Below are 23,104 nucleotides of genomic sequence, written 5' to 3'. Positions count from 1 at the left end.
ATTTATCTGGCAAACATTGCTCATGATCGAACGAAGGTGTCCGAAGCGGGTCGCAGAAGTGGGAGAACCACCATCACGACCGTCGAAAGCCGAGTCGGACATCTCGCTGAGTATTCATGGCTGGTTCTGATTCAACGGTGGATAACCCACCAGAACTTTCATCAGAGGAGGGCGCGACCATGAGCCGTATGGCCAGCTTTTTTCGCACCACCAGTGTTGTCGTGTTGATGGGCCTGGGCGCCAACAGTGCCTGGGCCCAATCGCCTGCCGAATTCATCAACGATGCTTCAGCCAAAGGCATGGCCGACATAGAGACAAGTCGCATGGCCCACGGGAAAGCCGAATCCAGGGAGGTCAAGGACTACACCATCATGGTGATCAACGACCGCACCACGGCCAATCAACACCTGGCGAAGATCGCCAAGAAGCTCGACTTGCCTGTCGCCCCCCGGGAAGAGGTGGCGGACAAGGCCAAGGCCCTGATGCCGCAGGTCAAGGAAGGCGAGTCGTTCGAGGCTGCGTATGCCGCCACCCAGGTCAAGGCCACCGAGGAGGCCATCGCGCAGATCCAGCAAGAGGCCCAGACCACCGAAGTGCCGGAGATCAAGGCCTTCGCCGATGAAACCCTGCCTAAACTGCAGACCCATCTCGAAATGGCCAGGGCCCTGCAAGCCAGCCGCTGATCCGCTGCGTTTTTTGTATTCAGGGCCGGGACGTTCGCGTCCCGGCTGATTTTTGCCCGCCAAAAGGAGAACCTTCCAGCGCGTCTGCGTCAGCACTGGTTCAGGTCTACTTTGTTCTTTTCTTCCAGCCCTTCAAGACTCTTGGCTTCGCCGTGACCCATGGCCTGGTAATGCTTTCTCAGCGCCTCCAGTTGCTTGAGGTCCAGCGACTCAAGGCCGAGCATTGCATTCTGTGCCTCCTTGGTCGCTCGCAATAACTCATCGACCTTGAGGTGCAATATGTCGGTATCGCGGTTCTGCGTGTTTTGAATCAGGAACACCATCAGGAAGGTAATGATCGTCGTTGATGTATTGATGATCAGTTGCCATGTGTCATTGAAGTCGAAAAGCGGTCCGCTGAGGGCCCAGAGCGCCAACAACACGATGGCCCCCAGAAACGTCTTGGGGCTCCCCGCCCAAAGGGCCAGTTTTTGCGCGATTTTTGCGAAGGTCATTGCTGTGTTCCTTATGGATGCACCTGTCTGGTGTGACAGCAACGAAACGGTGAAAATTCTGCTTACATTTTCAGGCGCCGCTGTTCGGCAGGGTTTTTCGTGCAGCCTGAAAATCATCGCAACCAATTGCCGTGTTGGCGGGTCACTCCTTAAGGCCCTCAGCTTCGGAGTCCACCATGAACCTCGCACGCACTGTTTGCCTTGCCTGCTGTTTGTTTGCCCTGCAAGGCTGCTTCGACAACTCGGGTAACGAGACCAAGGACAACACCGATGGCACCAAGTCCTCGGTGCAGATGCAAGAGTCTGGAGCGGAAAAGAAATAGGCAGCCCGCAACCCCTCGAATGGGCTGTCGCAAAACCCTGTGGGAGCGAGCCTGCTCGCGATGGCGTCGGGTCAGCAACATCAAGGGTGTTGACGTACCGCTATCGCGAGCAGGCTCGCTCCCACAGGCTCTTTTCTCCAGCATTGATTGCTCACCGCCCTTGCTGCAACACCTTGAGCGCTGCCGAAGCCAGGAAGCCGGAACGGCTCTTCTCTTCAGGATGGTGCAACACGTATTCATCAATACGATTGAGCAGATAGCCGGGCAACGTGATGTTGAGTTTCTGCGCCTTGCCCAGGTACTTGGTCACATCGATGTCCACCAGCGCCCAGGTGCAGCCGGCATATGCCGGATTGGCGGCGTGCAAGGTGACGGTGTTGGCCGAAGGAATCGGCGAGCCGTCCTCAGCCAGAACCTCGAAATGCCCCTCGATGGCCTCACGCGCCATCGCCATGGCCTCGTCCAGGTCATCGCCTGCGGAAAAGCATCCGGGAATATCCGGTACTTCAACACCCCAGGCGTGCTTGTCATCGCCCATGGAAATCGCAATCGGGTAAAGCATATTCATCGTCCTCCGGGAACGTCGCGCAACGGGTCGGCTGAAGCAGCGCCTGTTGCAAAATACTGATGGCCGTTTTCTTGAGCAGGTCCTTCTTCGGATGAGGAACCGTGACCAATCCCGGCTTGGTCGGGTGCTTGAAGTGATGGTGGCTGCCCCGAACCCGCACCAGATACCAACCGTCTGCAATGATTTGGCTTATCAAGAATCGGCTATTCACAACACCTCCGTGTGGTGTGCTTGGTGGGTACTATACCTACTGAAAATGAATGATCAACACTATAACCATCGAAGGTGGCCTCGGCAGGTAAGCGCAGTCATCGCAACGAAGTCTAGAAGCGGCGTCGCACAAGGGCGGCAGAGGGGCAGGGTGGGTTTATTTCGGGATGTGAGACAGGGGGCAAATGCTTGGGTGGCGAGGGAGCTTGCTCCCGCTGGGGTGCGAAGCAGCCCTGGATTTACAGATCAAATAGCAGGAGCCACTTCGCGAAACTACGGTCGCTATGACTGCTGCACAAACGTCAGCCGTACCGCAAAACCAATCAGAAGACTGCCAAACAGCCACTGCTGTACGCGCTGGGCCGAAGGCGAACGCTGAAGCCAGCGACCGAGTGCGACACCCACCAACGCATAGGCGCTATCGAACAGCAGGCCGACGCCGACCAGTACCACGCCCAGGGTCGCGAATTGCCCTAGCACTGGTCCGCCTTGTGGATCGATGAACTGCGGCAACAGCACCGAGCAAAACAGCAAGGCCTTTGGATTGAGCAGATTGGTCAGCAGCCCACGCCGAATCGCCTGGTGCCAACGCCGCTTTCCGGCCTCGACAGCGGCGTTTTCAAAATTCGGCAACAAGGTGGTCCGCAGGCATTGAAAACCGATCCATAACAAGTAGGCCGCCCCGGCCAGACGCACGACATCGAACGTCCACGGCGCGGTCTTGAACAAGGCCGAAAGCCCCAACGCCGCCAATGCAACATGACACCCACGAGCAACCCCCAGGCCCACCGCCGTCGCCAGCGCCGCGCCCCTGCCCTGACGGGCACCGGTTTGCAGCAGCAGAATCATGTCCGGCCCGGGCAACAGATACGCCACCGTCAACGCCATCAAAAACAACCCGAGCTCTGCCATGCCACACCCCTTCATCAACGATTCGCAAGTGCCCAGTCTATGGCTGAGAGGCAGGGCAGGTGGTTGCGAAGTCAGCTTCTAAAGCTTCGCGAATTGGCATAACCTGCCACGTATCTGCATCATCCAATCGGAAAATGCCAACTTATGAAACTGGACGCCTTCGACCGTAAAATCCTCGTCGCGCTGCAACGAGACGGCCGCCTGAGCAACGTGCAACTGGCCGAAGAAATCGGCCTGTCCCCGTCGCCCTGCTTGCGCCGCGTGCGGATGCTTGAAGAAGCCGGTGTCATTCGCGGTTATCAAGCCGTCCTGGACCGCGACGAAGTGGGCCTCGGGCTGACGATCTTCGTCGGCGTCAAGGTCGAACGGCACAACGACGAGCGAGCCGAAGCATTTCGCCAGGCAGTGACGGCATTGCCCGAAGTGATCTCGGCGTTCCTGGTATCGGGCGAGTCGGATTTTCTACTGCAAGTCGTGGTGCCGGACCTGCGGGCTTATGACCGTTTTGTCACGGGGCATTTGTTGAAATTGCCCGGCATCAGCGATATCCGGAGTAACTTTGCGATCAATACGGTGAAGACGCCGGGGGCGTTGCCGTTGGGGCATTTGCCTGGGGCTGAATAGTTTTTACGATGGGGATTTATCCACGTCCTAATAACATTCGCTGTTTGAATGCGTCGGGATTGAATGGGCGAGGGGGGCCGCTGGACTCACCGTCTTCAAGGGCCGAGCGGATATCCTTCAGTTCGGCATTACGTTCCTGAGCGCGCTGATTGGAAACGGTTATAGTTTTTCGAACGCTTCCCATGCTTGAGCCTCTAGGGACGTCGGTATTGCTAAGCCCCGCTGCGAAAGAAGCAGGGCTTAGCGCTGCCTATCGGATGGGGTTCCCTATGTCCCCATGCTCAGGACTTACTGTCGATCTACTGCGCCTCGGATTGTTTCTTGGACTCAGCCGCCGGCCTAGGCGTAATGACCTTCACAACGTCATCAATCACCGCCTTGCTCATCTCCAACAAAAAGTGCGCAGCCCAGGCGTATCGGTCGGTGCTCTTTTCAAACGCCGCGTCTTCGGCAAGCCGGTGAGCGAGATGCAAAAGATCTGACGCTCGTTCCAATGCCTCTTGGATGGGGACACCGCCGTTGACACGGAACAGTGCTCGATCAGCGGAATAGTTGAAGGGGGTGTAGCCGATGGTTTTTAGCTCAGTGTTTTCGTTCATGGCCTGCCCCCGTCGATCGAGAAACAGTAGGTTCGAGGCCTGAGCTTTGGCTGGTTTGAATGTGATTTGATTTGCTGCGAGGTACGCATTGTCTAGCTCCCGTGAAGCGCGGTTGCTTGACTCACGGGTTTCCAAGCCCGATCGCCTGATTTGCAGCGACGTCTGGGAGAGTAGCCATCGAAGGACAAGGGCAACAAGGCGAAAACTCGCCGAAAAGCCAATTAAGCGCACCCCCTACGCAGTTTTCGGATTTTGCCTACAAATCTCCCGGGGACATGCGATACGTGGCGAGGGAGCTTGCTCCCGCTGGGTTGCGCAGCAGCCCCTCTTGTGAGCGCTTCGCACTCAAGCGGGAGCAAGCTCCCTCGCCACGGGACTCATTTATTCTCAGTACTATTGTCTATCTTTCCTTCAACGGTCCCGTTGTTGAGGTTGTGCAATGTCTCGTTGGCCGTAGTCAGCTTTCCAAAGCTTGCCGACGAGCCCGTAGGCGCCAGAGCGTGAAAAGCAGGTTAACGACAGAATGAAAAAGCCCGGCGTTAGGCCGGGCAGTTTTGGAATCCAGTAACGTGATCAGGCTTGTTTTGCACGTGCAGCCAACATCACTTCATTCTGTTTTTTGGTAGCTTCGGTCAGCACTTCACTGTAGACGCGTTTTTTTTCTTCCGATTTCGCATTACGAATGAAGTCTGCGAATGGGCTCGTGGACTCCTTTGTGGATCCGAGTTTCATGGTAAACATGGAGTTGCTCCGTCATTTATCCCAAGCATGGCCATCAGCTCGTGTCGCGTATGCTTCTCGGGGATATGGTAGTCGATCTTGTCAACGCCAGCCTTGTAAAGGCGCCCAGAATTATCAATGTGCTTCACAAGCAGATCGACATGTAGATTCTTGCCAAACTCTAGCTTAAGTGTGTTTACCACGTCACGTGCTGCAAAGTATTGGTCGATGAAATGCTCAGGTCGAATCCTCCGTCCTTCGGCTTCCTCACGGGCCGTTACAAAGGCCCAAGCAAGCCTAGGATCTTGATAGACGTAGAGTATTTGTACAAATCTCCCCTTGTCGAGGCACCGCTGCACATTTTTCCTCGCAATCTCTATATTTGAAAGAGTCCCATCCAGCAGAAAAGACTGCTTTCGATCTAGGGCGAGGTCAATCAGCTTCTCAACAAGAATTGAAACGGCACCTTGGAAAAGCCAGGCATTGCCACCCTGATACGCTTCAAATTCGTTTCTGAGCTCGTCTGGATCAATTCGTAGGATGGGCGTATCACAGAAAAGGTTCAGCAGCGCTAAAGATGCTTCTGTTTTACCCGCGCCCGGCGACCCCGCCATGAAAACCGAAACAGGTTCTTTTTCGGGGGGATACTTGGTCTGATCCGTGAGCCGCTTGCCAATAGCCTTCTTGTTTGATCGGGAAAACCTGATCGCGTCATCCCAGATGGCCTGCTCTTCTCCCGTCATTCCAAGCCTTTTGTCTTCTTGCACTGAATGCGGACCCTCTTCGTGTGACTGGTGATTTGCCGTTTGTGCTCCGGGCTTTACCGTACCGCATGCGACAGCTGGGAGGGGGAATTACGACGTAATCCGCCGTGCTTACCTTGTCCAAGTGTTTCTAACCTAGAGGTGGCAAGGCCCCATTGGCCGGTGCGCTCCGCATAGCTAGTAGGTGATGAATCGAGATGTGCGTCACATGACATGACGCAGAGATCCGCCTCAGTCAATGGCTTCACTTTGAGCGTCTCTTGGTGACAACAGATCTGTATTGCGATGAAGAATTTAAAAAGCGCCTGCTACGCAACGCCTCGCAATAGCCTTCAGCATGCGTCGACGGATAAGCCCGCTGACCGGACGAATCAAATACCAATACGACGTAAAACTTCGCAAGGCATCATCGTCGAGGCAATGCACCCGCGTTTGCGTGGTGACCCTCGTCAGGCCCGGTCGCAGCAACTGGCAGCTGAAACTGATGACCAGTTTCACATTCCCCGGTTCATTGAATAGCTCGAACGCTTCGGCATCCGCGACAACGACTTGGCCGTAGTCGGCTTTCCACAGCTTGCCGGCGAGCCCGTAGGCGACTTCTATGTCGCCGTTGCGCTGAAGCAACGTGAAATTATCCATGCCGAATGAAACGCGTTGATCAGCGCCCGCATGCCGAGATCGACCCAGCAGGCGCATGGGGAGTTCGCGAAGCTTGATTGCATACCGAAAAAAACGGTCGTCTTCGGGGCGGTGGGCGAGGATTGCCGCCATGGCATGGGAAGGGGCTACGGGGATGTCCACGGTATGCAATTCACTGAACTGATACGTAGGCAGATATGAGTCAATCAGGTGCATCCTTGCTCTCCTTCATAGGTACTCGGGCGCCAATCCCACCAGATTCCAGACCAAAAAAAACCGGCCACCAAGAGCCGGTTTTTTAATCCCCCGCCAAAAACGTACGACGCAGGACCAGAATTCGATTGGAGCGGGTGAAGGGAATCGAACCCTCGTTATCAGCTTGGGAAGCTGGAGTAATGCCATTATACGACACCCGCTCAGAGCGGCTGACTTTGTACCAGATGTGGGCACGGATTTGAAGTTTTTCTTCACACAGCGTGCGGTCAGTCGTCTATGCGAGCCTCAAACCAGAGCGGTCGTTGGCGGGCAAGCCCCGTTGCTGAAGGCGCAGGACGGGGTTTGCTCGCCAGGACTCGGTTTCAGATAGCCAGTGCATGGTAGCCCTGCACGTAGCTATAGCGCGGTCGGCTCTCGTGGTGTTCCGGTGTGAGGAAACCCAGCAAGGCGTTACGGCTGTCGCGACAGGCGGCTTTGTGTTCCATGTCCAGGAAGTGCCCGGTGGCTTGCAGTGTGCTGAAGCTGCTGTGCTGCACGTGATCGGCAAAGAGCCTGGCGTCGTCGGCCGCGGTGTATTCGTCCCATTCGCCGTTCAGGAACAACACCGGTACGTTGATTTTTTTCGCTGCGTTGACGTAGCACAAGCGGTCGCTGTGGAGCACATCGCTGATGTGGAAGTGCATCTGCCCGTACTCATGTTCGGCCAGGCTGCTGACATGACGATAGTTGAAGCGCTTGAACAGCGGCGGCAAATGCTTGCCGATGGTGCTGTTGACCAAGTGCCCGACACGGTCGCCGTCCAGGCTGCCGAGGTAATCCACACCGCGTTCCAGGTAGTCGCGCATCGGCGCATTGAGCACCGGCGAGAACGAACTGATCACGGCTTTTTCGATGCGCCGTGGCCGCTGCGCCAAGGCGGTCAGCGTGGCGGCGCCGCCCCAGGAAAACGACAGCACGTGTTCGGCGGCGAAGTGGTCGATCAGTTCCAGGAGAATCTGGCCCTCGATCTCTTTCGTCAGCATTTGCTCATGTCGGTTGTGAGCTTTTGACTTGCCCGCGTAGGGTTGGTCGTACAGCACAACATTGAATTGCGGGTAGAGGTTTTTGGCGGTCTGTGCAAACGACGCGGTAGTGGCCATTGAGCCGTTGACCAGAATGATGGTCTTTTGTGCGGCGTCTGCGCGATAGAACTCCGTGTAAACCCGATACTGACCCTGTATATCCAGCACAGCGATTTCTGGCCTCATGTCATAAGACTCCTGGCAAGCGGGTATGCGCGCAATGAGATTGCACGGGCAATGTGACAGGTAGGCATTCGCCTGGAAGATAAGGCCCATGTCGATCCAAAAAAAACGGTCGACGGGTGTTGTTATAGGCGGGCAGTTCGCCGGCGGGACAAGGCGGAACCTGAGGGTTCCAGCCGGCAAAAGGTTTCTTGGAAGTATGTTGTGACTCATCGGTCACATTTCGGCCGACGGTTTGATTCAAGCAGGGGGGCGACCGTTGCGCAAGTACCTATCGGAAAATTGTTCGACACTTCTGCCCAGCGGTAGCGGGTTCAGATGAGATGGACTTCTTCAGGGCTCAAGGCGCGGTACTGGCCCGGCTCGAGATGGGCGTCCAACGTCAACGGGCCCATGCGCTCGCGGTGCAGGCGCAGCACCTTGTTGTTGAAGTGGCCGAACATGCGCTTGACCTGGTGATAGCGCCCTTCAACGATGCTCAAGCGCGCCGATCTGGGCCCCAGCAGCGTCAGCTCTGCAGGTTGGGTGGTGAGGTCTTCGAAGGCAAAGTACAGGCCCCGGGCGAAGGTATCGGCGTATTCGGCCGTGATGATTTGCTCGGTTTCGACGTAGTAGACCTTGGGCAGTTTGGTCTGCGGTTGGGTCAGGCGCCGCGACCAGCTGCCGTCATTGGTGATCAGCATCAGCCCTGTGGTGTTGAAGTCCAGGCGCCCGGCGATGTGCAGGTCGTTCTTGTCCGGTTCGTCCAGCCAGTCGAGCACCGTGGGGTGTTGCGGATCGCGGGTCGCGCTGACACAGCCGGGTGGCTTGTGCAGCATGAAGTAGCGCGCCGGCCGGCCTGCTTGCAGCACGTCGTCGTCGACTTCTACACGGCTGAATTCACGGACTTGTGCATGGGGGTCGCTGACGGTCTGGCCATCGATCCGCACCCTGCGTTCCACCAGTAGCAGGCGCACTTGTTGGCGATTGAATCGCGGCAGATTACTGAGGAAACGGTCGACGCGCATGGACAGTTCAGGCAAGGCAACGGAGGGCGGGCATCTTACGCGATCGGCTGGGGCTTGGCGCGCAACTGGGCTTCGACCTGGGCGCAGCGTGGGCACAGGCAGGACTGATCACGCAGCTCGGTTGGCAATGCCTCGAGCACGGCCGGGTCGATGCTCACGCCGTAACACCAGCAGGCGCGATCGGCGGTTCGTGGGTCGGCCAGGGTGCAGTCGTTGGCACCGCCGCAGGCCGGGCAAAGGTCGGGTTTATTCATAACTGGAGTGAGGCATTTCCACGCAGGTTCGGTTGCACCCGGTCTGTCGGGCGCGTTGCAGCGCATGATCGGTCCGCGACAGCAGGCTGTGCAAGGTGTCTTCGTCCTGCAAGGTGGTGAGGCCGAGGCTGACGGTGACCAGCAATTGTTTTCCACTGCAGAAATAGCGCTGCTTTTCGATGTGCTGACGAATTTTCTCTGCGATTTTCAGACTGGTCTGTCCATCGGTGTCCTTGAGCAGGACGGCAAAGGCTTCAGTGCTCCAGCGACACACGATGTCCGAATGCCGCAGGCTTTGCGTCAGGTCGCGCGCGAACCCGGTCAGCAGTTGTTCGGTGGCGATATGACCATGGGTGCTGTCCAGCCGCTTGAACTCGTCCAGTTCCACCAGCAGCGCAGTCAAGGGTTTGGGCTCGCGCTGGGCTTCATGCAGGGCTTGCACCGCCAGCAGGTCGAAGCCACGGCGATTCGGCAATTCGGTCAGGCTGTCGAGGGTGGCCTGGGCGTCGATGCGTTGTTGGTAGCTGTTGATCAACCGATAAAGGATTGCCAGGACCGCCAGCGTCACGAGTATGCCGATCAGCAAGTTCAGATACAGCGTCTTGAGGATGTTATCGCGTACCGAGGCATGGGCTGCGTAATAGCCCAGCAACGCAATGATCAGGAAACCAGTACCCAGCAGCGCCACCACGGCCAGGAGCGGCTTGCGCTGGGAATACAACGGCGAACGGAACGACATGGCGATTCCCTTGGCACAGACCCAATGAAGTCAGTTTAGTGGCCTTGTGGGAAAAGACATTCGGATTTGCAGGTTTGTAGGACCATGGTGAGGGAACAGGCTCCCTCACCACAGATTCGGCTTTATTCCAGGCTACGCAAATAAGCCCGCCATCCCCCCAGATGACTGATGTCCCGTGCGCCTTCCAGGCCATACGACTCGCAGATGAATCCGCTTTCCCAGCGACCATCGGCCAGTTGCACCTTGCCCAGCCCCAACGGTGCGGGGATGCCGGTCAGGAATGAACCCAGTTCGCTGCTCGGCAGCTCCCAGAGCTCCACCTCGATTGCCACGCCGCCCTCGCTGACCCGAAGCATGCCGGGGCGCAGGGGAGGGCCGCCGGCCAAGGCGTAGAGGCGATAATCCGCTGAGCTTTGGGTGGCCTCGATCAGACGCGCACCGCGTTGCTTGAGCTGCCCGTTCAGCGCCAACCCGTCCAGATGTGCGCCACACACCACCAGCCGTGCCAGGTCGTGGCGCGCCGGGTTGGCGGGCGCTGGCAAAGTCGTGTCCTGTTGACGCTGCAGGGCATCGGCCACGCTCAAGAGGTATTGATCGGTGAAGGCTCGACCGAACAGCGTCACGCCCCAGGGCAAGCCGTTGGCCATGAACGCACTGGGAACGGCGACGGCGGCGTAGTCCAGCAGGTTCATGAAATTGGTGTAATACCCCAGCTCCGAGTTGCGCAGCACTGGTTCGGAGGCCAGTTCGGCGAGGGTCACCGGTCGGCCGATGGTCGGGGTGATTACGCAATCGAGCGCGTCCATGGCCCGGTCGCATTGGGCTTTGAGCGCTTGCAAACGGTAGCGGGCGCGGAAGGTTTGTACGCCATCTACCGTAGGCGCTTTCGCCAGGACGGCGCGGATGACCGGCAGTACAGCCTCCGGCTCACGCTCCATCAAGGGGCCGGCAACGCTGTAGCGTTCGGCCACCCAAGGGCCTTCATAAAGCAGCCGCGCTGCTTCCAGGAACGGCGACAAATCCAGTTCCACGGCTTCGCCGCCCAGGCGTTCGAGTCGCTCGATGGCTTCCAGAAACAGTTGCGGACCTTCCTGGCAGCCGAAAAATGCCAGGTCCTGCTGGCGCGGCACACCGAAGCGAAAGCGCCGGGGCACGCCGAACGCGGCGCCGTCGTTCCACTGCGGGTTGTGGCGGCTGTAGTCGTCACGAGGGTCTGGACGGGCCGTCAGCGCCAAGAGCTGGCTGGCTTCCTTTGCTGTCGCCGTGAAGGTCGTGACGCAGTCCAGCGTGCGACAGGCCGGGACCACACCCGCCGTGGAGATCAACCCCAGGGTGGCTTTCAATCCCACCAGGTTGTTCAAGGCTGCGGGCACTCGACCGGAGCCGGCGGTGTCGGTGCCCAAGGCAAAACTCGCCACGCCCAGGGCCACGGCCAGCGACGAGCCGGCGCTCGAACCGCCTGCGGGATAGTCGGGCAGCACGCTGTTGCGGCAGGCGCCGTAGGGCGAGCGAGTGCCATTGAGCCCGGTGGCGAATTGGTCGAGGTTGGTCTTGCCCAGGGGGATCGCGCCCAGTGCCAGCAACTGCTCGACAATGGTCGCCGAGCGTGGCGGTACGTAGGCAAATGCCGGGCAGGCGGCGGTGGTCGGAATGCCGGCCAGGTCGATGTTGTCCTTGATGGCAAACGGCACGCCGTACAGCGGCAGGCTCTCCAGGTCGCGGCTTTCCAATGCGGTCAGGTAGGGTTCCAGTTCTTCGGCCGTCAGCAGGTGAATGAACAGGTGATAGTCCGGGTTCAGCGCCGCGGCTTTTTCCCGCAGGCCCAACAGCAATTGGCGTGGCGTCAGTGTGCCGCTGCGGTAGGTGTTGCGCAGGTCGTCCAAGCGAAGAGAGAGGTTCATGGTGTTAATCCTTTGATTGAGTTCAGTCACGGTCCAGCACCACGACGCGCTGTCCGGCGCGCACTGCCGAACCTGGCTGGACGCGCACCTCGCGCACCACGCCGGCCGAGGGTGCAAGCAGCGGGATTTCCATTTTCATCGACTCGAGAATAACCAGCACATCACCGGCGGCGACCCGTGCGCCAACGTCTACCTGCACCTGCCAGAGGTTGCCGGCGATGTGGCTGTCGACACTCAGTTGACCGTCAGTCAGCGGCGAATCTTCGCTCGGTGCGATGGCCGGTTCTTCACTGTCGAAGTGCGCCTGGCCACTGGCGATCCAACGCTCGCGCTCGGCGTCGAAGGCGCCTTGTTGCCGTTGGCGGAACGCGGCGATGCCGTCGGCTTCCTGCACCAGGAAACGCTGGTAGTCAGCGAGGTTGAGCTGGCTGTGCTCGATCTCCAGATCGAAGCGGCCCAGGGGGAAGTCCCGACGGATGCGCAGCAGTTCATCGGCGCTGACCGGATAGAAGCGGATCTGGTCGAAGAACCGCAGCAGCCAGGGCTTGCCGTCGAAGGCGGCGACGTCCCGATAACGGTTCCACATCTGCAACGTGCGCCCGACGAACTGATAGCCGCCAGGACCTTCCATGCCGTACACGCACATATAGGCGCCGCCGATGCCCACCGAGTTTTCCGCGGTCCAGGTGCGGGCCGGGTTGTATTTGGTGGTCACCAGTCGATGGCGCGGGTCGAGCGGCGTGGCGACCGGCGCGCCGAGGTAGACGTCCCCCAGGCCCATCACCAGGTAACTGGCGTCGAACACCGTGCGTTGCACTTCATCGAGGTTGGGCAGGTCGTTGATGCGCCGGATGAACTCCAGGTTGCTCGGGCACCAGGGCGCGTCCTTGCGCACCGTGGTCATGTATTTTTCGATGGCCAACTGACAGGCCGGATCATCCCAGGATAATGGTAGGTGGACGATGCGCGACGGCACTTGCAGGTCCTGCGCGGCGCACACGGCATCCCACTCACCGGCGACGATATTCAGCAGATCGGCCAGGGGCATTTGCTCGGGTTGGTAGTGCACTTGCAGCGAGCGAATGCCCGGCGTCAGGTCGATCACGCCGGGCAGGTATTTGTGTTCCAACGCCTGCATCAAGGCATGGGCGCGAAAGCGCAGCACCAGGTCCAATTCGGGGGCGCCGATTTCCAGCAGCAGGTGGGTGTCGCCGGCCAGGCGCGCGACCAGGCGGGTATCGTCCTGACCGATATCCAACACCACGGGCGACACCATCCCCTGTGGGAGCGAGCTTGCTCGCGATGGGGCCAGATCAGACACCGCATCGACTTCATCGCGAGCAGACTCGCTCCCACAGTGATCCCATTTCAAGGCCAGAGATCGGGCGGTGGAGATATCCACCGGCACAAACCGCACCTTGTCCCCCGCCTTGAGCTGCCCCAACTGCCAGAGGTCCGCTTCGATCACCGTCACCGGGCAGACGAAACCGCCCAGGCTCGGGCCGTCGGGGCCGAGGATGACGGGCATGTCGCCGGTGAAGTCCACGGCGCCGATGGCGTAGGGGTTGTCATGGATATTGGAAGGGTGCAGCCCAGCCTCGCCGCCGTCGGCGCGGACCCATTCGGGTTTCGGCCCGATCAGGCGGACGCCGGTGCGGCTGGAGTTGAAGTGCACTTCCCAGGCCGTGTCGAAGAACGTCTGGATGTAGCGCTCGGTGAAGTATTCGGGCGCGCCGTGCGGGCCGTAGATCACGCGGATCTGCCGCACGCTTGGCAGTTCCAGGATCGGCGCGCTCGTTGGCGGCAGCATCGCGTGCTCATCCAGCGGTGCCAGGTGCAACACGTCACCGGTACACAACGCCCGTCCGCCATGGCCGCCGAACTGGCCGAGGGTGAAAGTGCTTTTACTGCCCAGGTAATCCGGCACTTGCACGCCGCCTTGCAGGCACAGGTAGCTGCGCGCCCCGGCCCCAGAGATGTTGCCGATGGCGAGGGTGGCGCCGGCAGCAATCGACAACGGCGTGTTCATCGGCACCGGTTCACCGTCGAGCGTGAGGGCAATCACCGCACCGGTCACCGCCACCCGCGCGGCGCAGTTGAAGCGCAGCAGCGGCCCGTTCATGGTGATTTCCAAGGCCGCCGCGCCTTCTGCGTTGCCCAAGAGGCGATTGCCCAGGCGCAACGAACGGCTGTCCATCGGTCCCGACGGCGGCACCCCCACCGCCCAATAACCGAGGCGGCCGGGATAGTCCTGGACGCTGGTCTGGGTGCCGGGGCTGAGCACTTCAACGGTGTTGGCGCGATAGACCAACGCTTCCAGGCAGCGGGTCCAGGGCTGGCCGCTGGCAAACGGTGTGTCGAGGAGAATCTGTTGCAGGTAGTGGCGGTTGTTCTCGACGCCGTACAGCAGGCTTTCGTCCAGCGCTTGATGCAAGCCCAGGCGTGCCTGCTCGCGGGTTGGCGCCCAGCGGATGACCTTGGCGATCATCGGGTCGAAGTAGGGCGGGATCTGGCAACCGGCCTCGACCCAGGTGTCGATGCGCAGTGCCTTGCCGTCGGCCTGGGGAAATCTCACCGCAGTCAGCAGCCCCGGGCTTGGCTGGAAATCCCGGCCTGGGTCCTCGGCATACAAGCGCGCCTGGATCGCGTGGCCCTCGGCTTTCAAACCTTGGCCCAGTTCGCTCAGTGGCGGCAAATCACCGGCCGCCAGTTGCACCATCCAGCGCACCAGGTCCACGCCCCACACCTGCTCGGTGACGCCGTGCTCCACTTGCAGGCGGGTGTTCACTTCCAGGAAATAGAAGCGCCCCGCGTCGCTGTCGAACACGAACTCCACGGTGCCGGCGCTGCGGTAGTTCACGGCCTGGGCCAGTTGGATCGCCGCTGCGCAGAGTTCATCGGCCATGCCCTCGGGCAGGTTCGGCGCCGGGGTCTCTTCGAGGACTTTCTGGTTGCGCCGTTGCACCGAGCAGTCGCGCACGCCCAAGGCGATCACCTGGCCCAGGCCATCGCCGAATACCTGCACTTCCAGATGCCGCGCACGTTCGATGTACTTCTCGATGAACACTCCGGCGTCGCTGAAGTTGTTCTGGCCCAGGCGCTTCACGGTTTCGAAGGATTCGCTCAGGTCGGCGGCGCTGCGGCACACACGCATGCCGATGCCGCCACCGCCCGCGGTACTTTTGAGCATCACCGGATAGCCGAGCTGAGTGCCCGCCAATAGCGCGGCATCGAGGCTGTCGAGCAGTTCGGTGCCTTCGAGCAGTGGCACACCATGTCGGCGCGCCAGGTCGCGGGCGGTGTGCTTGAGGCCGAACACGCGCAGTTGTTCTGGCGTCGGACCGATGAAGGCGATGCCAGCGGCCTCGCACGCTTGCGCGAAGGCGGCGTTTTCCGAGAGAAAGCCGTAGCCGGGATGGATCGCGGTCGCGCCGCTGCTTTTAGCAATCGCCAAAAGCTTGTCCACCGCCAGGTAAGTACCGGCCGCCGCGCCTTCGCCCAGGCAGTGGGCTTCATCGGCCTGCAAGATATGCAAGCTGGCGGCGTCGGCCTGGGAATACACCGCGACGCCTTCGACCTTCAGCTCACGCAAGGTCCGCAAGATGCGGCAGGCGATGGCGCCACGGTTGGCGATCAGGATTTTTTCGAACATGGCATTGCCCCCTCAGGCATGCGTACTGCCTGAACTGGGATGCGGGCCGTCCCGCAGTTTTCGATGGCCGCCGGGGTCGTCCCTGGCGACAAACCTCCAAACACCACTACCCCCCTGTGGGAGCGAGCAGGCTCGCTCCCACAGGGGATGGGTGGTGTTCATAAAATCTGTGTTTATTTGATGCACTGCCCCGACCGGCTCTGGCACAACACAAACAACCAGCGGCGCAGGCGGGTGAGTTTCAGTTCCATATCAAGAGCTCCGCTGGCGTAGGGTTGTAGGCGTTGCACGGGTTGTTCAGTTGCGGGCAGTTGGAGATCAACACGATCACGTCCATCTCGGCCCGCAGGTCGACGTATTTGCCTGGCGCCGAGATCCCATCTTCGAAGGTCAGGCCGCCATCGGCGGTGACCGGCACGTTCATGAAGAAGTTGATGTTCGGTCCGATGTCGCCCTTGCCCAGCCGACCGTCGTGGGCGCAGGCTCGCAGGTAGTTGTCGCGGCAGCTGTGCATGTAGCGTTTTTCCAGGGCGTAGCGCACGGTGTTGCTTTCCTGGGCGCAGGCCCCGCCGAGGGTGTCGTGGCGTCCGCAAGTGTCTTCGACGATGGTCAGCATCGGGTGGCCGAGGTTGGAATACAGCACGCTGCCGGTGCTCAGGTAGACGCTGTTCTGCCGGCGCAGGGTGCGCTGCACGTCGTAGCGTTCCTTGGGGTTGGCCAGGCTGTAGAACAACGTGTCGACCGCCTGGTTGCCTTCCAGGTCGAGGATGCGCAGGGTCTGGCCGGCCTTGACCTCTGTCAGCCACGGTTCCCCGGCGGGAATCGTGGCGCGGTAGACGGCGGTATCGGGTTGCTTGTGTGCGGTGGCGATGGTGAGTGACATGGCTACGATCCTCAGGCGAACAGGCGGTCGGTGTTGATGAAGCCGCGCTGGTTTTCCGGGCGCGAATGGCGACAGTGCTCGGCGACGCTGGCGTCGGCATTCATCCAACTGAGCTTGAGCGGTTGCGGGGCGTATTGCGGGTTCGGGTCCATCGGATGTTGCAGCGCGGTCAGCACCACCAGGGTGTCCATCGGCGCGTACAGCTCGATGTAGTCGCCGGCCTGGGAGTTGCCTTCAACGAAGTGAAAGCCGCCAGCCTCATCGACATCGACCCGGCTGAACAGGTTGAGGGTCATCAGCAGGTCGGACAGGCCCAGACCCCATTTACCCAGCTCCACCAGCAGGTTGTCGGTGCCGTTGCGAAAGAAGCCGTTGCGCAGTTCCTGGTAGCGGCCCTGACCGTATTTTTCAGCGACTTCCTCAGCGCAGAGCACGCCGCCGAGGCTGTCGCTCCAGCCGCAGGTATCGGCGGTGATGGCCGCCAGCACCCGGCCCATGTCGGAGTAGAGGCAATGGCCGGCGGTAAGCTTGGCGGTGTGTTGGCATTTGAGGCTGTCGGGCAGGTTCAGGCGTTCGGTTTTTTCGTTGGCGTTGAGCAGCGTCAGACTCACGTTGGCCCCGCCGCGCAGGTCGGTCAGGCGCAGCAGTTGGCCGCGCTTGAGTACGAAGGAACGGTGGCCGCCGCCGGGCAGCAGTTCTTCGGCGAAGGGTGTAAACAATTGGGTCGAGTCGGTCATGGGGAGAGCTCCTTTCAAGCGATACGCAACGTGCCGGCCAGTTCGGCGGGCAGGGCGTCGACGGCGGCACGGGCGGTGCGGCGGTCGCTGTTCAATGGAATGTCGTAGGTAATGCGTGCGCCATAGGCGCCGGGGGCGTGCGGGTCGCTGCGGACCTTGTCGAACACCAGCAGGCGCGTGCCGAGGCTGAAACCTTCGGACAGGTCATGGGTGACCATGAACACCGTCAGCCGGGTTTCGCGCCACAGCTCAAGCAACAGGACGTGCATGTCTTTGCGAATGCCTGGGTCGAGGGCGCCGAAGGGCTCGTCCAGCAGCAGGACACGCGGCTTCATGATCAGTGCCTGGGCAATCGCCAGCCGCTGTTGCATGCCCCCGGACAGTTGCGCCGGGTATTTATCCAGCGCATGGCCGAGGCCGACCTTGTCCAGCAGTTGCGCGGCTTCTTCGCGGGCCTGGCGCTTGGCGCTGCCGAACAGCCGTCCCAGCAGCGGCGAGCGCGGCAACTCCAGGCCCAGGGCCACGTTGTCCAGCACGCTCAGGTGCGGGAACACCGAATAGCGCTGGAACACCACGCCCCGGCTGGCATCCGGCTCGCCGGCCAAGGGTTCGCCATCCAGGAGAATCTGTCCGCGGCTGGCGCGTTCCTGGCCCAGCAACAGGCGCAGGAAGGTCGACTTGCCACAACCCGAGGCGCCCACCAACGTGCAGAACTCACCCTCAGAGACGCTCAGGTTCAAACGCTCCAGTACCACCTGGTCGGCATATTGTTGCCAGACGTTGTTCACCGTAATGAAGCTCATGCCTTCGCCCCCTCGTACCAGGGGAACGCTTGCCGGGTCAGGCGTTTGAGGCCCCAGTCCATCAGCCAGGCGAGCAGGGTGATCCACACCACGTACGGCAAGATCACGTCCATCGCCAGGTAACGACGCACCAGGAAAATCCGATAGCCCAGTCCATCGGTGGAGGCGATGGCTTCGGCGGCGATCAGAAACAACCAGGCCGAACCGAGCATCAGCCGCAGGGAAATCAACAGGCGCGGCAGCAGTTGCGGCAGCACCACCCGCAGCAGCAGGGTCCAGGTCGACGCACCGAGGGTCTGGGCCTTGATCAGCAGTTCGGGCGGAATTTCCCGGGCGCGCTGTTCCAGGTCGCGAGCCAGGCACGGTGTGATGCCAATCACGATCAGCATCACTTTCGACAGTTCGCCCAGGCCGAAGACGATGAACAGGATCGGCAGGATGGCCAGCGGCGGCACCATCGATACCACGGTGAGCAACGGTGACAGCGGTGCGCCAAACAGTGGCAGCGTACCGGCGGCTATGCCCAGGCATAACCCGGCCAGGGCGCTGATGCCCAGGCCGATGGCCAACCGACTCAGGCTCGACGCGGTGTCTTGCCAGAGCAGGTATTCGCCGCTGCGGGCGTCGGCGGTGAAGGCCAGGCGTTTCACCGCATCGGCCATCTGCACGGCGCTGGGCAGGAGCTTGTCGTTGGGGTTGTCCGTCAACCGTTCGGCCGAGCCCATGAAGTAGGCGAACAACACCAGCGCGAATGGCAGGATCACCAGCAACAAGCGGCTGGGACGATCCGGGTAGCGGTTGATCAGGCGCATGCCAGGTCCTCCGGTTTACAACTTGGCGTCGGCGGCCAGCTGTACGTAGGTCGGGTCAAAGCGCAGCTTGAGGTTGGCCTTGTCGCCGCGGGTCACGCCATTGGCGAACGTCATGCCGACCGCGTCGGTGCTCTTGGCGCCTTCGCCCAACAAGCCGTGCTGGAACGAAAACTCGGCCACCTTGCCCATGGTGGCGGGCAGTTGCTCGCTGGTGGCGAAACTCAGGGCTTCCTTGGGGGTGGCGAACAGCTTGGTGGTGTCCAGTTGCGCCTGGAAGCCGGCCAGGTCGGTGCCCGAGGCTTTCGCCATGTGTTCCAGCGCCGTCTTGCTCGCGGCGTTTTTTGCGTTCATCAGCGCCACTACTTCAAACCAGGCGCCGGTCAACGCTTTGCCCAGGGCTGGGTTGTCCTGGAGGGTCTGGGTGTTGACCACCATCATGTCCATGATTTCGCCGGGAACCTGGCTGGAATTGAATACTTCGCTCACGCCTGGCTGGGCCTTGATGTCCGAGAGCATCGGGTTCCAGGTGGTGACGGCCTTGACCTGGTCGGTGTTGAAGGCGGCAGAGATATCAGCGTCGGAGGTGTTGACGACTTTCAGGTCTTTCTCGGCGAGGCCTACCGAATCCAGGGCACGGGCCAGCAGGTAATGGGACACCGACAGTTCCACCAGATTGACGTCCATGCCCTTGAGGTCGGCGACTTTCTTGCCTTCGCCCTTGAGGACGATGCCGTCGTTGCCGTTGGAGAAGTCGCTGACGATCAGCGCGGTGCTGTCCACGCCACCGGCGGCGGGAATGGTCAGGGCGTCCATGTTGGTCATGGTGCAGCCGTCGAACTGACCGGCGGTGTACTGGTTGATGGATTCGACGTAATCGTTGAGCTGCACGACATCGATCTTGATGCCGTATTTTTTTGCCCATTTATCGACGATGCCTTGGCTACCGGCGTATTCCCAGGGCATCCAGCCGGCGTAAATGGTCCAGCAGACGCTGAAGTGGTCTTTTTGGGCGGCGGCGGATGAGAAGCTCGCGAGGGCCGAGAGGGCGGCGAGGAGCAGGGCGGACAGACGAAGCTTGAGCATGGTAGTTCTCCAGTTGATCAAGGGCGGACAGGAGCAACGCGGCACCGCGAACGGTGGCTTGTCTCCCGGGCTTTTGTCCCGCCGTGTAACCTCAACTGGAGGTCGCCAACTCTCGGACCAGCCACTCGCCAGAAGCGAGCCGGAACCCTAGTCAGCCATTGCAAATTGTGGTGCCGCGAACCTGTGATGACTCCTGCACGGAATTTGTTAAAGCGAGAGCCGTGCCAATTCGGGCAAAAGCCCGAGCCAGAGAGGGCAGCTGTTGAGGAGGGATGATTGAGGGCGGGTTTGTGCTTGCTTGTGGTGCCGTCGCGCACCGGAAGAGGGCGACGAACGACATGTTTCTAGTTGTTGCCAGGTCGCACCAGATTCCGATTTTGCTGTCTGAATATGCGTCAGTCACACAAAGTTGGCTGCCGCCCATCAGCGTCGCTGATGTGGCCCATTCGCGGTCCAGGAGGCCGCCATGTATCGACGACTGCTGCTCATTGCGTTTCTCGGTTTGACTCTTTCGGCATGCGTGCCTTATTACGACGGAGACTCGAGCTACTACCGTTCCGATGTCTACACCTCACCGGCGCCGGTCTATTACGGTGGCGGGAGTTATTATTCGGCTCCGCGTGGCTATTACGCACCGCGGTATTACCAACCGGCGCCGCGCTATTACTCGGCACCGCGTTACTATCAACAAGGCCCACGCTACTACTCGCCACCGCGAGCGGCGTACCGGTCTTATCCGAATCGGGGTGGCTGGGACGGCCATAACCGGGGCGGCTGGAATGACGACCGAGGCGGTCGAGGCGGACGTGATCATTGGGGACGCGGCGACCGCGATCGTGGACGTGGCGATCGCGATGGACGCAACAGCCACCGCTGACCTTTGGGCAACAAAAAGCGGCGCATTGAGCGCCGCTTTTTTTGTGCCTGCAATAAACCCGATGGGATAACGCTTGTGGGAGCGAGCTTGCTCGCGATGACAGGGGATCGGACAGCTTCCCGGTGACAGGCATACCGCTATCGCGAGCAAGCTTTGCTCCCACAGATGTCACTTTCACAGAATGTCACTCTCACAGAATGTCACTCCCACAGGTGTCACCCAGGGCTTTACTCGTTGGACAAATCCGCCAACGGATGCCGCCCCTCCCACGCCTTGTGAAAGTGCGCCTCGACCGCCGCTTCGGGCACATGGTTGATGTCCGGCCAGTGCCAACGGGGCTTGTGGTCCTTGTCGATCAGCCGCGCGCGCACGCCTTCGCTGAATTCCGGATGGCGACAGCAGTTGAGGCTCAAGGTGTATTCCATCCGGAACACGCCGGCCAAGGACAAATGCCGGGCACGGGCGATCTGTTCCCAGACCAGATAAGCGGTCAAGGGCGAACCTTCGGTCATGGTCTTGGCGGCGCGGGCGATCAGCGGGTCCGAGTGGTCCACCAGCAGGCTGAGGGCTTTCCAGGCACAGCGCACATCGCTGACATCCAGCCATTCATCGATTTTCTGCCGACGTGGCAGCCATTGGGCTTCGGGCATTTGGCCGACCGCTTCCTGTTGCAGGGCCTTGAGCAGGCTGTTGAGCTGCATCTCGGTCTGTTCCTGCCAATTGAGTTGCAGCAGGCCTTCGATCAGGTCGTCCTGTTGTTCATCCAGCAAAAAGCGGTCGGCCAGGTCCAGGTCGATGGCGTCCCGGGCATTCATGTGGGCGCCGGTCAGGCCGAGAAACAGGCCGAGCTTGCCGGGCAGGCGCGACAGGAACCAACTGGCGCCGACATCCGGGTACAGGCCGATGCTGATCTCCGGCATGGCCAGGCGACTGCTTGGCGTGACGATGCGGATACTCGCCCCTTGCAACAGCCCCATGCCGCCACCCAGTACATAGCCATGCCCCCAGCACAGCAAGGGTTTGGGGTAGGTGTGCAGGTTGAAGTCCAAGCGGTATTCCGCCGCGAAGAATTGCGCAGCCAGCGGCGGCACTTCGCCGGGATGGGCACGGCAGGCCTCCACCAGGCTGCGCACTTCACCGCCGGCGCAAAATGCCTTGGCGCCATTGCCGCGCAATAACACACAAACGACCTGCGACTCCCGGGCCCAGGCATCGAGACGATCACGCAAGGCGTTGATCATCGGCAGGGACAAGGCGTTCAGGGATTTTTCGGCGTCCAGGGTGGCGATGCCGATACGGGCACCGTCGATGCCGGTGAGCTCTTCGAAGTGCAGATTCATCGTGACCTCGATCAGAAATTTGAATAATCAGTATGACCGCTACGCAGGAAAGTGCTGGTTCTGCGTCAGATCAATTGACAAGCCATGTAGGCTTTCCTAGGGTGCGCCCATTGTTTTTACCGGATGCAACCATGACTGCCGACGACCGTATCAAACTCGAACCGAGCTGGAAGCAGGCACTGCGTGCCGAGTTCGACCAGCCCTACATGGCAGAGTTGCGCGAATTCCTGCGTCGGGAATACGCCGCCGGCAAGGAGATTTATCCACCGGCCCCGCTGATTTTCAATGCCCTCAATTCCACGCCGCTGGACAAGGTCAAGGTGGTGATTCTCGGCCAGGACCCGTACCACGGCCCGGGCCAGGCCCATGGCTTGTGCTTCTCGGTACAGCCGGGTGTGCCAGCGCCGCCGTCGCTGGTAAACATCTTCAAGGAATTGAAGCGCGACCTGAACATCGACATCCCGAATCACGGTTACCTGCAAAGCTGGGCCGAACAGGGCGTGTTGCTGCTCAACACCACCATGACCGTAGAGCGCGCCACCGCCAACGCCCACGCAGGCAAGGGCTGGCAGCACTTCACCGACCGAGTCATCGAAGTGGTCAGCGAACACCAGCAGAACCTGGTCTTCCTGCTATGGGGCGCCCATGCCCAGGGCAAGCAGAAGCTGATCGACGCCACCAAGCACCTGGTGCTGACTTCGGTCCACCCGTCGCCGTTGTCGGCTTATCGTGGTTTTCTGGGGTGCGGGCATTTCAGTCGGGCCAACAAGTTCCTCGAACAACATGGCGAGGCGCCTATCGATTGGCGATTGCCGCCGGTTTGATGCGCTAATTGGACAGCCCCTTCGCGAGCAGGCTCGCTCCCACAGGGTTTCAGGACAACCCAAGTCCAATGTGGGAGATTCTATGTTGCAGGGCAACCCTGCAACATAGGCTTCGGCTGGTATTCGCTCTGATTTTTCATCAAGGCAAATGCCACCCGGCAGAGCTTGCGAGCAAGCACCACCAATGCCTGGGTTT

The 23,104-nt window shown here is 60.4% G+C and carries 24 protein-coding genes, 1 tRNA gene, 3 pseudogenes and 1 riboswitch; of the genes and pseudogenes, 5 read left to right on the top strand and 23 right to left on the bottom strand.

Annotated elements, in window-relative coordinates:
* Positions 1-179: 179 nt before the first annotated feature.
* The gene (locus F7R20_RS30860) at positions 180-683 is read left to right on the top strand and encodes a DUF4142 domain-containing protein (protein ID WP_027911683.1); all 504 of its coding nucleotides are present in this window, start codon (positions 180-182) and stop codon (positions 681-683) included.
* Between the two features lie 89 nt (positions 684-772).
* On the opposite strand, the gene F7R20_RS30855 is transcribed toward F7R20_RS30860, so the two are convergent.
* Positions 773-1,177: a low affinity iron permease family protein gene (locus F7R20_RS30855; protein ID WP_013692463.1), complete on the bottom strand. Its 405-nt coding sequence runs from the start codon at positions 1,175-1,177 to the stop codon at positions 773-775.
* Positions 1,178-1,353: 176 nt separating this feature from the next.
* Between F7R20_RS30855 and F7R20_RS31770 the strand changes: the two genes are divergently transcribed.
* Entirely contained in the window at positions 1,354-1,500 is a 147-nt protein-coding gene (locus tag F7R20_RS31770) for a hypothetical protein (RefSeq protein WP_003198724.1), read from the top strand.
* Between the two features lie 151 nt (positions 1,501-1,651).
* Here F7R20_RS31770 and F7R20_RS30850 read toward each other — a convergent pair whose 3' ends face one another.
* The 3 genes and pseudogenes from F7R20_RS30850 to F7R20_RS30840 form a co-directional block, all read right to left on the bottom strand.
* Positions 1,652-2,062, bottom strand: a complete 411-nt coding sequence (locus F7R20_RS30850; RefSeq protein ID WP_003198726.1) for a type II toxin-antitoxin system HicB family antitoxin — start codon at positions 2,060-2,062, stop codon at positions 1,652-1,654.
* Between the two features lie 40 nt (positions 2,063-2,102).
* A pseudogene (locus F7R20_RS30845) lies at positions 2,103-2,279 on the bottom strand (type II toxin-antitoxin system HicA family toxin); the annotation flags it as partial.
* A gap of 281 nt (positions 2,280-2,560) precedes the next feature.
* On the bottom strand, positions 2,561-3,190 hold the full coding sequence (locus tag F7R20_RS30840) for a LysE family translocator (protein WP_003198730.1): 630 nt from the start codon (positions 3,188-3,190) through the stop codon (positions 2,561-2,563).
* Between the two features lie 144 nt (positions 3,191-3,334).
* Between F7R20_RS30840 and F7R20_RS30835 the strand changes: the two genes are divergently transcribed.
* Positions 3,335-3,814 carry an Lrp/AsnC family transcriptional regulator gene (locus F7R20_RS30835; protein ID WP_003198732.1) on the top strand — a complete coding sequence of 160 codons (480 nt, stop codon included), beginning with the start codon at positions 3,335-3,337 and terminating at the stop codon, positions 3,812-3,814.
* Between the two features lie 16 nt (positions 3,815-3,830).
* Here the strand turns inward: F7R20_RS30835 and F7R20_RS30830 are convergent, their stop codons facing one another.
* The 17 genes and pseudogenes from F7R20_RS30830 to F7R20_RS30750 all read right to left on the bottom strand — a co-directional run bounded on the left by F7R20_RS30830 (position 3,831) and on the right by F7R20_RS30750 (position 19,867).
* A complete protein-coding gene (locus F7R20_RS30830) occupies positions 3,831-3,998 on the bottom strand; it encodes a ribbon-helix-helix domain-containing protein (RefSeq protein ID WP_114731082.1) in 168 nt (55 codons plus the stop codon).
* 115 nt (positions 3,999-4,113) lie between these two features.
* Complete coding sequence (locus tag F7R20_RS30825) at positions 4,114-4,413, bottom strand: DUF3077 domain-containing protein (protein WP_028236970.1); 300 nt, start codon at positions 4,411-4,413, stop codon at positions 4,114-4,116.
* Between the two features lie 573 nt (positions 4,414-4,986).
* Positions 4,987-5,154 (bottom strand): hypothetical protein, encoded by a 168-nt coding sequence (locus F7R20_RS31765; RefSeq protein WP_003198738.1) that lies wholly within the window; start codon positions 5,152-5,154, stop codon positions 4,987-4,989.
* A complete protein-coding gene (locus tag F7R20_RS30815) occupies positions 5,142-5,876 on the bottom strand; it encodes a zeta toxin family protein (RefSeq protein WP_033028063.1) in 735 nt (244 codons plus the stop codon). Before F7R20_RS30815 ends, F7R20_RS31765 begins: the two co-directional genes overlap by 13 nt.
* 315 nt (positions 5,877-6,191) lie before the next feature.
* Positions 6,192-6,752 carry a hypothetical protein gene (locus F7R20_RS30810; RefSeq protein WP_003198740.1) on the bottom strand — a complete coding sequence of 187 codons (561 nt, stop codon included), beginning with the start codon at positions 6,750-6,752 and terminating at the stop codon, positions 6,192-6,194.
* 126 nt (positions 6,753-6,878) lie between these two features.
* Positions 6,879-6,952, bottom strand: a tRNA-Gly gene (locus F7R20_RS30805).
* 162 nt (positions 6,953-7,114) lie between these two features.
* Positions 7,115-7,999 carry an alpha/beta fold hydrolase gene (locus F7R20_RS30800; RefSeq protein WP_003198742.1) on the bottom strand — a complete coding sequence of 295 codons (885 nt, stop codon included), beginning with the start codon at positions 7,997-7,999 and terminating at the stop codon, positions 7,115-7,117.
* 311 nt (positions 8,000-8,310) lie between these two features.
* On the bottom strand, positions 8,311-9,003 hold the full coding sequence (locus F7R20_RS30795) for a pseudouridine synthase (RefSeq protein WP_003198744.1): 693 nt from the start codon (positions 9,001-9,003) through the stop codon (positions 8,311-8,313).
* A 35-nt stretch (positions 9,004-9,038) separates the two neighbouring features.
* Positions 9,039-9,257, bottom strand: a complete 219-nt coding sequence (locus F7R20_RS30790) for a cysteine-rich CWC family protein (protein ID WP_003198746.1) — start codon at positions 9,255-9,257, stop codon at positions 9,039-9,041.
* A pseudogene (locus F7R20_RS30785) lies at positions 9,250-9,867 on the bottom strand (GGDEF domain-containing protein); the annotation flags it as partial. The gene F7R20_RS30790 and the pseudogene F7R20_RS30785, both read right to left, overlap by 8 nt.
* 251 nt (positions 9,868-10,118) lie before the next feature.
* On the bottom strand, positions 10,119-11,897 hold the full coding sequence (gene atzF, locus F7R20_RS30780; protein ID WP_003198749.1) for an allophanate hydrolase: 1,779 nt from the start codon (positions 11,895-11,897) through the stop codon (positions 10,119-10,121).
* A 22-nt stretch (positions 11,898-11,919) separates the two neighbouring features.
* On the bottom strand, positions 11,920-15,549 hold the full coding sequence (uca, locus tag F7R20_RS30775; RefSeq protein ID WP_003198752.1) for an urea carboxylase: 3,630 nt from the start codon (positions 15,547-15,549) through the stop codon (positions 11,920-11,922).
* 241 nt (positions 15,550-15,790) lie between these two features.
* Entirely contained in the window at positions 15,791-16,432 is a 642-nt protein-coding gene (locus tag F7R20_RS30770) for an urea amidolyase associated protein UAAP2 (protein WP_003198754.1), read from the bottom strand.
* An 11-nt stretch (positions 16,433-16,443) separates the two neighbouring features.
* Positions 16,444-17,169, bottom strand: a complete 726-nt coding sequence (locus tag F7R20_RS30765) for an urea amidolyase associated protein UAAP1 (RefSeq protein ID WP_003198756.1) — start codon at positions 17,167-17,169, stop codon at positions 16,444-16,446.
* 14 nt (positions 17,170-17,183) lie between these two features.
* The gene (locus tag F7R20_RS30760) at positions 17,184-17,972 is read right to left on the bottom strand and encodes an ABC transporter ATP-binding protein (protein ID WP_003198758.1); all 789 of its coding nucleotides are present in this window, start codon (positions 17,970-17,972) and stop codon (positions 17,184-17,186) included.
* Positions 17,969-18,784, bottom strand: a complete 816-nt coding sequence (locus F7R20_RS30755) for an ABC transporter permease (protein WP_003198760.1) — start codon at positions 18,782-18,784, stop codon at positions 17,969-17,971. The genes F7R20_RS30760 and F7R20_RS30755 overlap by 4 nt, the downstream gene beginning before the upstream one ends.
* A 15-nt stretch (positions 18,785-18,799) precedes the next feature.
* On the bottom strand, positions 18,800-19,867 hold the full coding sequence (locus F7R20_RS30750) for a putative urea ABC transporter substrate-binding protein (RefSeq protein WP_003198763.1): 1,068 nt from the start codon (positions 19,865-19,867) through the stop codon (positions 18,800-18,802).
* A 60-nt stretch (positions 19,868-19,927) separates the two neighbouring features.
* A riboswitch (guanidine-I (ykkC/yxkD leader) is annotated at positions 19,928-20,029 on the bottom strand.
* A 304-nt stretch (positions 20,030-20,333) separates the two neighbouring features.
* On the opposite strand from F7R20_RS30750, the gene F7R20_RS30740 reads away from it, so the two are divergent.
* On the top strand, positions 20,334-20,744 hold the full coding sequence (locus F7R20_RS30740; RefSeq protein ID WP_003198764.1) for a hypothetical protein: 411 nt from the start codon (positions 20,334-20,336) through the stop codon (positions 20,742-20,744).
* A gap of 227 nt (positions 20,745-20,971) precedes the next feature.
* Here the strand turns inward: F7R20_RS30740 and F7R20_RS30735 are convergent, their stop codons facing one another.
* Complete coding sequence (locus F7R20_RS30735) at positions 20,972-22,084, bottom strand: enoyl-CoA hydratase/isomerase family protein (protein ID WP_003198766.1); 1,113 nt, start codon at positions 22,082-22,084, stop codon at positions 20,972-20,974.
* Between the two features lie 131 nt (positions 22,085-22,215).
* Here F7R20_RS30735 and ung point away from each other — a divergent pair, with 131 nt between their 5' ends.
* Entirely contained in the window at positions 22,216-22,908 is a 693-nt protein-coding gene (gene ung, locus F7R20_RS30730; RefSeq protein ID WP_003198768.1) for a uracil-DNA glycosylase, read from the top strand.
* An 80-nt stretch (positions 22,909-22,988) separates the two neighbouring features.
* Here ung and F7R20_RS32035 read toward each other — a convergent pair.
* Positions 22,989-23,104, bottom strand: a pseudogene (locus tag F7R20_RS32035) (IS110 family transposase); the annotation flags it as partial.

Origin of the sequence: Pseudomonas brassicacearum subsp. brassicacearum (assembly GCF_008801605.1) — a bacterium.
Classification (GTDB): domain Bacteria; phylum Pseudomonadota; class Gammaproteobacteria; order Pseudomonadales; family Pseudomonadaceae; genus Aquipseudomonas; species Aquipseudomonas brassicacearum.
The sequence above is the reverse complement of the archived record's forward strand: the minus strand, read 5'-3'. Positions and strand labels throughout refer to the sequence as shown.